The following is a 9,865-nucleotide window of genomic DNA, read 5'->3' on the forward strand; positions in this document are numbered from 1 at the left end:
CCGTTTTGTTACGCATGGTCGCTTGATGAATTTCTAGGAAACTTCAGTACTAGAATTGTATTTACTTTAATACGCATGGGAAGGGTGTGAAGATCTGAAGTGTAAGGCTTTTGATTTCTTCAGGTTAGAATCTGGCTTTATGCCCCTCAGCTGATTTCTCGGTAAAGACTTTATTTACAATTTCCAAATGAGCCGCTTTTTCTTTATCTGCGGTTAAAAACTCTACACTCGCTGCAATTTTTGGAGCTTCAAATGCTTGTTGCATTATGTATTCTGCACATTGCCCAATTGCCTTTTTATGCAAAATATCATCAACAAGCAAGCCAGAAAAAGGCTTCATTACCTCGGATGCCCCATTATCTCTGGTTGTTATCACAGGGCAGCCACAGGCCCAGGCTTCCAGGCATGCATTTGCAAAAGGGTCATGTCTAGTTAATAAAACTAACATATCAGACGCTTGATAATATTGAGCAACGTTATTTATTAAACCCTTAAATAAAATAAATTCGATGAGTCCTGTCTGGTTGATCAGCTTTTTTACATAACTACTATCACCTTTACCAACCACCACTAGATAAGCTTTACATCCTCGTTCATGTAAATTTTTTACAATACCAATTGCATGATGCAAGCCCTTACGTTCGAAACCTGAACCTGATAATAATAAAATTTTATCAGCATCTAATGGTAACTCTAGTTGTTTCCTCAGCGTGAGTTTATCAATTTGTGACAGCTTGAAAGTTTGCTCATCAAAACCGTTATAAATAGTCACCATTTTATGTTCAACGTGTGGGTAAGCAGAAACCACCTGGGAACGAACCAGTTCAGAGTTAGCTATAATGTAGCGCGCTGATTCAAAGCTATTTCTTTCTAGCTTCGGCATTAGCCAATGTACTGGATTAACCATCCAGGCCTTACTGCTCCCATATTTACCCAACATATTTATTCTATGAACGCCATCCCCCGCACGATAAATATCACAAGTCGGGCCTTTTTCCAGGCTATAAACTACACTGTTCTGCTTATAAATAGCTAACCGGTTTATATAATGAGCATAGCGCCAGTGCCGCCACCACAATATCCCAGAAAATCCAGGTATTTTCTGGCCATTAAATTGGTTTCCAGCCCATAGCCTGTATACTTCAAACTGATCACTAAAACTAGCAGCGAGTCTTTCTGCAACTCTTTCAGCGCCACCTTGACCGCTATTACGGCGAATGATATAAAGCAGTTGTTTCAATTTTGTGCCTATTTTTGTATATTATTAAAAAGTTCAAAATACATAGCCATATACTTTATGCTGACTTATTATATCTCAAGTTTCGGAGTTCAAAATCACATAAAATTTCACAGTTCCCCTTGATTTAAAGCTTCTTGCTCTAAGATGAAAGGGTCTAATTGTAGAGCTTGCACAAAAAAGTAGTTTATGTACTCTTCAATTGCATGCATTACCTGCTCAACTGAACAACCAAGTTGCTGTTTAATACCTGTAAGACCATTACTGAAGTTTCCTAGTTTTTAAAGCATAAGAATATTAGTTAGTGCTTATTTTTAATAAATATTAGCATTCCCTAATAACACTGGCATTCCGTTTGCTAAAACCCTTGAATTTACTTAAAAAACAACAGGTTAATGATGAATGAGACCTGTTTTGTTTGTATAATAAAAGATGTTAACTCATTGATTATACAAACAAAACGGCCTCATTCATGTTCATTTTACGCGATATTTTACTCCCGCTTCAATATCATTTTTCCGAAACCACTTTAGGCCGCGAACGAGCCTCTCTGTTTGTTTACACGATCCTGTCCATTATCGTTCCCTTTACGTCGTCGATGACATCTAACCTTTGGCGTTGCCTTGATACGCTGTTTGGGTTTGAGATCAAGAATAAGCGATTTTACACTTTCATGGCTTCTCCAACGCTACCGTGGGCTGGGCTATGGCAAACTATCTGGGGGCTAATCCCGTCCCCTGAAACTGATGGCCGCATATTGGTTGGTTTGGATGACTCCATTATCACTAAAGTAGGCAAGAAAATCTTCGGTTGTGAAGCAATTTTTGACCACGCGGCCAAGTCGAACCAAAGCAAATATCCATGGGCACAAAATATTGTATCGGTGGGGTTGTTGAAACAGGTCAAAGGTCGCTGGGCGTGCTTATTTTTAGATTTCCGGTTTTATCTGCCCTTAAAAACAATTCAGGGAAAAAAAGAGACAGCCACGATAAGAGGGGAAGTAGTTCCTTTCCAGACCAAGATGGCTCAGGCGGCTCAAATGCTGATTGAAATTGCAGAACATTTTTCCACCGTCCCCATATTGGCAGTTACTGATAGCTGGTTTGGCAATAATGGCCTATGGAAGCCTGCTTACAAAGCTATCGGGAACCGGTTTAATATTCTCTCTCGGTTAAGGTGCAATAATGTGTTGTATGACCTTCCAGAAAAAAGAAAACCAAAGCAGCGGGGCCGGAATAAAAAGTATGGTCAGCGTCTAGGCTCGGCTACAGACATGGCAAAAACAGTACAACAAGAGGCTCGGTTTTACAACGTGAATCTCTATGGAAAGCAGCGTGAAGTTAGTGCTTATAGTCGTGTTGTCATGCTGAAAACATTGAAACGGCCCGTTCAGGTTGTCTGGGTGTTTCGTCGCACGCAGTGGATTGCTTTGTTTACTACCGATTTAAATTTATCCATCACACAGATTATCGAGTATTACGGGGCAAGGTGGAAAATCGAATCCGGGTTCAAAGAACTCAAGCAGGACATAGGTAGCCAGAAAAGCCAGTGCCGTAATGCGCAGGCAGTGACCAACCACCTGAACTTCTGTATGATGGCAACAACGTTAACGTGGATTTATGCTGATCGTTTAAAAACCAATCCGGAACGTCGGCACAAAGTAAAGGGGCGGACCAGTTTTGCCTTTTCAGATATCCGGCGTATCATTGCCGAAGCTGCTTTGGACCCGGATTTTGAAAGGGTTTGCCCCAAATACAGCAGCTCCCCTGTAAATTCGGTGGTAACCGTTTTGTTACGCATGGTCGCTTGATGAATTTCTAGGAAACTTCAGTCTATAATAAGACGCGCATAAAAAGGGTATGTAGGGTATTATAGTGCATAAATTTTTAATGTCTGGTAGCTTTTTTATATTCTACCTAGATACACTCATCGTATACCACAACGGAGCAGTACAGACTCTGTTGACGCAAACAAACTAGTAGGAACGCTTAATGACCTTCGAAGTATCATCACTTCCAAAATTTTCAGATTTAGACCTTATTGATCCACTATTCAAAGCACTGGATGAAGTAGGCTATGAAACCCCCTCTCCGATCCAGGCACAAACAATTCCACTTATTCTCGAGGGTAGAGATGTTCTGGGCCAGGCTCAAACTGGAACCGGAAAAACAGCCGCTTTTGCCTTACCTTTACTATCAAAACTAGACCTGCAACAAAAAGACCCTCAAGTGCTGGTTTTGGCTCCTACGCGTGAACTGGCAATTCAGGTTGCTGAAGCCTTTCAAACATACGCTAAATTTATTAAAGGTTTTCATGTTGCTCCCATTTATGGTGGACAGGATTACTCAGGGCAATTACGTATGCTAAGGCGTGGCGCGCATGTTGTCGTTGGTACTCCTGGGCGTGTTATGGATCATATGCGTAAAGGCACTTTAAAACTAAATAATTTAACATGCCTGGTTCTAGATGAAGCCGATGAAATGTTACGCATGGGTTTTATTGATGATGTTGAGTGGGTGCTAGAACAATTACCGGAACAACGTCAAATCGCATTATTTTCAGCGACAATGCCAACGGCTATCCGTCGTATTGCTAATAATTATTTGCGTGATCCTGAACATGTCACCATTAAAGTTAAAACCACTACTGCCGAGACCATTCGCCAGCGTTACTGGACAGTTAGTGGCGTGCATAAACTGGATGCGCTAACACGCATATTAGAAGCTGAGACTTTTGATGGCATGATTATTTTTGTGCGTACTAAAAACTCAACTATCGAACTGGCAGAAAAACTAGAAGCACGCGGCTTTTCAGCGGCGGCAATTAACGGTGATTTAGCACAAAACCAGCGTGAAAAAACCATTACCAAATTAAAAAATGGCAAACTGGATATTTTAGTCGCTACCGATGTTGCTGCACGTGGTCTAGATGTACAGCGTATCAGTCATGTAATTAACTATGATATTCCTTACGATACCGAAGCCTATGTGCATCGTATTGGTCGTACTGGACGAGCCGGTAGAACTGGGGATGCGATTTTATTTGTCGCCCCACGTGAAAAACGTATGCTAAGCGCGATAGAACGTGCGACCAAGCAACGTATCGAGTTAATGGAAATGCCATCGACTGAAATGATTAACGATAAACGTGTTAATCGTTTTAAGCAGCAAATTACTGACACCCTGGCCAATGAAGAATTAGAGTTCTACACAAAAATTATTGAACAATACGAAACCGAACATGATGTTCCGGCAATTGAAGTAGCCGCTGCTCTAGCAAAACTGGTCCAGGGTGATGAGCCTTTATTATTGAAAAAACAGGCTAAAGTAAAAGAGCGCTCAGGGCGTGATCGAGACCGAGGCAGGGATAGAGAAAGTGGTTCCGTACGTCGTAAAGGAGGCTCAGCTATTCAGGGCAGTATGCAGCGCTACCGTATAGAAGTGGGTAAAGACCATGGCGCAAAACCCGGCAATATTGTTGGTGCGATAGCTAATGAAGCAGGGTTAAATGGTAAAGAAATCGGCCAGATTGATATGCACGATGACTTTAGTATTGTTGATTTACCCAAAGGTATGCCAGACGAGGTTTTTCAAGGTCTGCAAGCAACACGGGTTGCCGGACAAAAACTTAATATTGCTCCGGTCAAAGAAGGGGAAGTCCCTAGACAGCAAAAGGACTCACGTAGAAGTGGTGAAAAATCTGATAAAAAACCACGTAGAAAACCACGTAGAAGTAAGTCTTCATAATAAAAACCAACCTCGTTCCTACGTTCCGCCTCACAGCCATTAAGTTAAGGAATATTGTATTAAATAACAAAATATTACAATGTAGGCTGATGGGTTAGATTTTTTTGTGAAGCAATAAAAACGTAATCCGGCATCTTAGGCAGTTCATAAAATGCTGGGTTACGTTATCTGCGCGACGCTAGATAATCTAACCCAGCCTACAGCATAACTCATTGTTTATTACATACTGGACAAGGCACGAGATAAGCTAATATTGAATTTAGAGGATCCCATGTTTTCCCTAGACACCATTCCCTCTCAACTGCACGATACCACTAATCTGCATATCCAGAATTTCACGGACTCTCTCCAGCGATTAGCACTTGAGTTACCTGAAAACCAGGATATCATCAGCACACTGCCTAAAGTCTTTTGTTGCAGTGAGTTTGTTGCCCAGACAGCTAGTCGCCAGCCTCAGTTTCTACTGGATTTAATGAGCAGCGGTGATTTATTTAGCACTGCTGTCCGTGACAACTATACAAACCAACTCAGCAACTACGATATCCAGAATGATGCTGAGCTGATGAAAATTCTGCGCCAGTTTCGTAATAAACAAATGATGCGTATCGCCTGGCGTGACCTCGCCGGCTGGTCTGACCTCAATGAAACACTATCAGATTTAACAGCATTGGCAGAAAGTTGCATTCAGTTTACTCTGGATTATTTATATCAGCAGGCTTGTCATAGACGTGGAACTCCTGTTTTAGCTGATGGTACTGAGCAAGGTCTGGTTGTGTTAGGCATGGGAAAATTAGGAGCCTGGGAACTTAACTACTCTTCCGATATAGATTTAATTTTTGCCTATCAGCAGGATGGTGTTTTAGCAGATCGCAAAGAAACTAGCTACGGTGAATTTTTTAGTCGTATTTGCCGGCAACTGGTTAAAGTTCTGGATGAAATCACTGCCGATGGATTTGTCTTTAGAACTGATATACGTTTACGTCCCTTTGGCGATAGTGGCCCTGTCATTATGACTTTTGATGGTCTGGAAAACTATTATCAAACACAGGCGCGTGAATGGGAGCGTTATGCGATGGTCAAAGTTCGTCCTGTCGCTGGCGATAAACAGGGGGGTGAGCAGTTTATGGCAATGATTAAACCGTTTGTTTATCGCCGTTATCTAGATTATGGCGCATTTGAAGAATTACGTTCGCTAAAACAACAGATCACCCTGGAACTACAGCGTAAAGATCGCATGGAAAACGTAAAACTCGGTCCCGGAGGTATTCGTGAAATTGAGTTTATCGGTCAGGCATTTCAACTAATACGTGGTGGGCAAGATACCGCATTACAAGAGCGAAGTATTCAGCCTATTCTTGCTTTGTTGGGGGAAAAGGATCTAATCTCGGCTGAAGATAGCAAACAACTGATAAGTTCTTATCGGTTTCTGCGTCGAGTGGAAAATCATATTCAGGAATTTCAAGACAGGCAGGCACACGATTTACCCAGATCAGAACGTGATCAGGCTATTCTGGCCTTTTCGCTAGGTTACCAGAATTGGGATGATTTTAAATCTGCCCTGGATCAGATACGCCAACAAGTACACAGTGTTTTTATCGGCGTATTTTCTATTCAGGAAATGGATAAAGCACCGCAATGTAGTGAACAAATATGGATGGAGCAAACAGATGAAGAAATATGCTTAAATCGGTTATCTGAACTAGGCTATCAACAACCCGAACAAATATTTAACATACTTGAGCAACTTAAAACAACCTCTGCAATTAAACGCTTAACCACGAAAGGTACAAATACACTGAACAAACTAGTGCCTAAAATTCTAGAGTCACTAGCTAAAGAAAAAAATGCCAGCTTAGTACTACAGCGTTTATGTGCATTATTTGAAGCTTTGGCCGGACGTAATGTGTATTTATCATTATTAGCAGAAAATGATAACGCCTTACAGCAGTTACTTACACTTACTGCTGCCAGCTCATGGATTAGTGAGTATTTATCCAAATATCCGTCATTATTTGATGAATTACTGGATACACGCTCACTTTATGATCCATTAGATAAGATGGCGCTACAACAGCAATTAGCTGAACAACTTGCACGTAGTGACCCATCGGACATTGAACAATTAATGTTTACTTTACGTAAGTTCAAACAAATCAATGTGCTGAGAGTCGCTGCCGCCGATATTATGGGGGCTGCGCCGCTTATGGTGGTCAGTGATTATTTAAGCTATATCGCCGAAGTGATTTTAGAGCAGGCGGTAAAAATTGCCTGGACTATTTTGTCGGAAAAACATGGCATCCCCCCCGATACCAGCGAATTACAGATGTGCTTTGGTATTCTGGGTTTTGGTAAATTAGGTGGCGTAGAGCTGAGTTATACTTCTGATCTGGATTTGGTTTTTATCTGCGATTATCCCGATAATAATGCCTTAACGGATGGACGTAAACAAAGCAGTAGTGCGCAGTTTTATGCCACGTTAGGACAACGAATCCGTAGCCTGCTTAATACGCAAATGTTATCAGGTATGGCTTATGAAATAGATATGCGTTTACGCCCCAGTGGTGATTCTGGCTTATTAGTATCGCCTTTAAATAGCTATGAAAATTACTTGAAAAAAGAAGCCTGGACCTGGGAACATCAGGCTCTTGTCAGAGGTCGTTTTATTACTGGTGATACAGCAACTCAGGAAAAATATGAAGCAATCCGCGATAGAATCTTATGTCTAACAAGAAATGAAAGCGATTTAAAGCAGGAAGTCCGGGAAATGCGTGAGAAAATGCGCGAAATACTGGCTAAGAGTAATAAGGAAATCTTTGATTTAAAACAAGGGATAGGCGGTATTACCGATATTGAATTTATCGTACAGTTCTGTATTTTAGCCTGGTCAGAAAAACATCCTGAGCTAACAAAATTTACCGATAATATGCGCTTATTGGATGCCTTGGCTGAACAGCAGCTGCTAAGCCAGGAATATGTCAGCACCTTAAAACAAGCCTATTGTATTTTTCGTGACCGGGGACATAAAGAAGCCCTGCAAGGCAATAAAGCCTTAGTTACACAAGAAGAATTAGTTGAAATACGTAAGCAGGTGGCTGATATTTGGCAAGATATTATGCTTTAAAGTCGTACTTAATATGATTTATAACGCCTTTCACCAATACTCTTATTTGGAAATATAGCTTGTAACACTCTATATAACAGTACCTCTAACTAACAAAAATACAAGTCTTTGAATATATGGTATCTTCTAAGTAACAGTATGTAGAAAACACGCGTACAAACTATAGGGTTTGTGTGAAACCTTATTCGCTATCGCTTCCAGGTACACTACCCTGATTGTGATTGGTTTATTTCAGGGATTTTTAATTTACCTTTTTCAAGTAGTCCGCAACCAATACTATTCGTACCCCATTAACACGCCCTTCAATATGTTTGGGGTTATCTGTTAATGAAATATTTTTAACAACAGTTCCGCGCTTAGCAGTAAATCCTGCCCCTTTAACATCTAGATCTTTAATTAGTGTAACTGTATCTCCTGCTGCTAATTTGCTACCATTATTATCCACTGTAGCTTCTGTATCATCTTCTATGTGTGTAGCAATACTAGCTGACTCTGCCCAACTGAGAACTTCTGGCTCTAAATACAGCATATCTGATAAATCCTGTGCCCAGGACTCAGCCGATAAATACTGTAAAACTCGCCATGCCATCACTTGAACGGCTGGTTCCGGATTCCACATACTATCATTAAGGCAGCGCCAATGATTGGAATCCATTGTTTCTGGATTGGAGATTTGACCCTGGCATGTATCACATAGTAAGACTGATTTTTCAACACTATCTTCATTCTCAGGTGCCAGCTTATAAACGGCCAGATTTTGTTCCGCTGTACATAGCTCACACTTGGAATCACTACGTTGTAATAAAGTTTGTTCTGTACTCATAAAAAGCTCTTTAATAAAAAATGTAGGGTATATTATCGCTTTTTTTCTATAGCCTAAGCAAAAATCATGTAATATTTCATCACACACAAACTGGGAAACACGCCAAAATATGAAACTGTCTCTTATTGTCGCTATGGCTATGAATCGTACGATTGGTCTAAATAATCAAATGCCCTGGCACTTATCTGCTGATCTTAAAAATTTTAAAAAAATTACCATGGGACAGCCTATTATTATGGGCCGAAAAACGTTTGAATCCATAGGTCGTCCCTTGCCTGGCCGACAAAATATTATTATCAGTCGTAATCCACATTATCAACAACAGGGCTGCTCTGTCTTTAATGATCTAGATAGTGCATTGCAAAGCTGTACAAGTAGTGCTGAAGTATTTGTGATTGGCGGCGCTACACTGTATGAAGCCACCCTGTCACGCGCCGATAGATTATATGTCACTGAAATACAAAAAGAATTTAATGGAGATACCTGGTTCCCGGAAATTAACAAAGAACAGTGGCAAGAAATTTCTCGGGAAGATATAAATGATGATAGCAGTGTTGATTTTAACTACAGTTTTATTATCCTGGACAGATAAACTTGCTAAGTATTTTCGGTTCTGTCGCATAAAGTTCACTTCTCCGCGTTACCTGCTATCATGAGTCACAATTCGAATAAAATAAGGTTCATATGCTTAGTTTTAAATGGCGTCATTTTGAAAAATAAATCATTCTCCTAAATGTCAGATGGTACTTGGCTTATCCACTCAGTTATCGCAATCTTGAGGAAATAGCTGAAGAACGAGGCTATCATGTTGACCACAGCACCCTTAATCGGTGGGTGATAAATTATGCACCTGAATTAGAGAAAGAATTTCATAAAAAGAAGCGTCCTGTTAATCGGCGGTGGCGGATGGACGAAACCTATATTAAAGTCAAAGGAGA

Annotated in this window: 6 protein-coding genes and 1 pseudogene; 5 read left to right on the forward strand and 2 right to left on the reverse strand. The window is 40.7% G+C overall.

What is annotated here, in order from left to right; genetic code table 11:
- Positions 1–124: 124 nt before the first annotated feature.
- Positions 125–1,240 carry a glycosyltransferase gene (locus CDZ78_RS14190; protein WP_087870597.1) on the reverse strand — a complete coding sequence of 372 codons (1,116 nt, stop codon included), beginning with the start codon at positions 1,238–1,240 and terminating at the stop codon, positions 125–127.
- Positions 1,241–1,709: 469 nt separating this feature from the next.
- Between CDZ78_RS14190 and CDZ78_RS14195 the strand changes: the two genes are divergently transcribed.
- From CDZ78_RS14195 to glnE, 3 genes are all read left to right on the forward strand, one after another.
- Positions 1,710–3,047: an IS701 family transposase gene (locus CDZ78_RS14195; protein ID WP_087869433.1), complete on the forward strand. Its 1,338-nt coding sequence runs from the start codon at positions 1,710–1,712 to the stop codon at positions 3,045–3,047.
- 181 nt (positions 3,048–3,228) lie between these two features.
- A complete protein-coding gene (locus tag CDZ78_RS14200; protein WP_087870598.1) occupies positions 3,229–4,983 on the forward strand; it encodes a DEAD/DEAH box helicase in 1,755 nt (584 codons plus the stop codon).
- A gap of 253 nt (positions 4,984–5,236) precedes the next feature.
- Positions 5,237–8,104, forward strand: coding sequence for a bifunctional [glutamate--ammonia ligase]-adenylyl-L-tyrosine phosphorylase/[glutamate--ammonia-ligase] adenylyltransferase (gene glnE, locus CDZ78_RS14205; RefSeq protein ID WP_230991093.1), 2,868 nt, complete (start codon positions 5,237–5,239; stop codon positions 8,102–8,104).
- A 241-nt stretch (positions 8,105–8,345) separates the two neighbouring features.
- On the opposite strand, the gene CDZ78_RS14210 is transcribed toward glnE, so the two are convergent.
- On the reverse strand, positions 8,346–8,927 hold the full coding sequence (locus tag CDZ78_RS14210) for a PhnA domain-containing protein (RefSeq protein ID WP_087870601.1): 582 nt from the start codon (positions 8,925–8,927) through the stop codon (positions 8,346–8,348).
- Between the two features lie 109 nt (positions 8,928–9,036).
- On the opposite strand from CDZ78_RS14210, the gene folA reads away from it, so the two are divergent.
- Complete coding sequence (gene folA, locus CDZ78_RS14215) at positions 9,037–9,519, forward strand: type 3 dihydrofolate reductase (protein ID WP_087870600.1); 483 nt, start codon at positions 9,037–9,039, stop codon at positions 9,517–9,519.
- Between the two features lie 128 nt (positions 9,520–9,647).
- A pseudogene (locus tag CDZ78_RS14220) lies at positions 9,648–9,865 on the forward strand (IS6 family transposase); the annotation flags it as partial.

Origin of the sequence: Bathymodiolus platifrons methanotrophic gill symbiont (assembly GCF_002189065.1) — a bacterium.
Taxonomy (GTDB): Bacteria; Pseudomonadota; Gammaproteobacteria; order Methylococcales; family Methylomonadaceae; genus Methyloprofundus.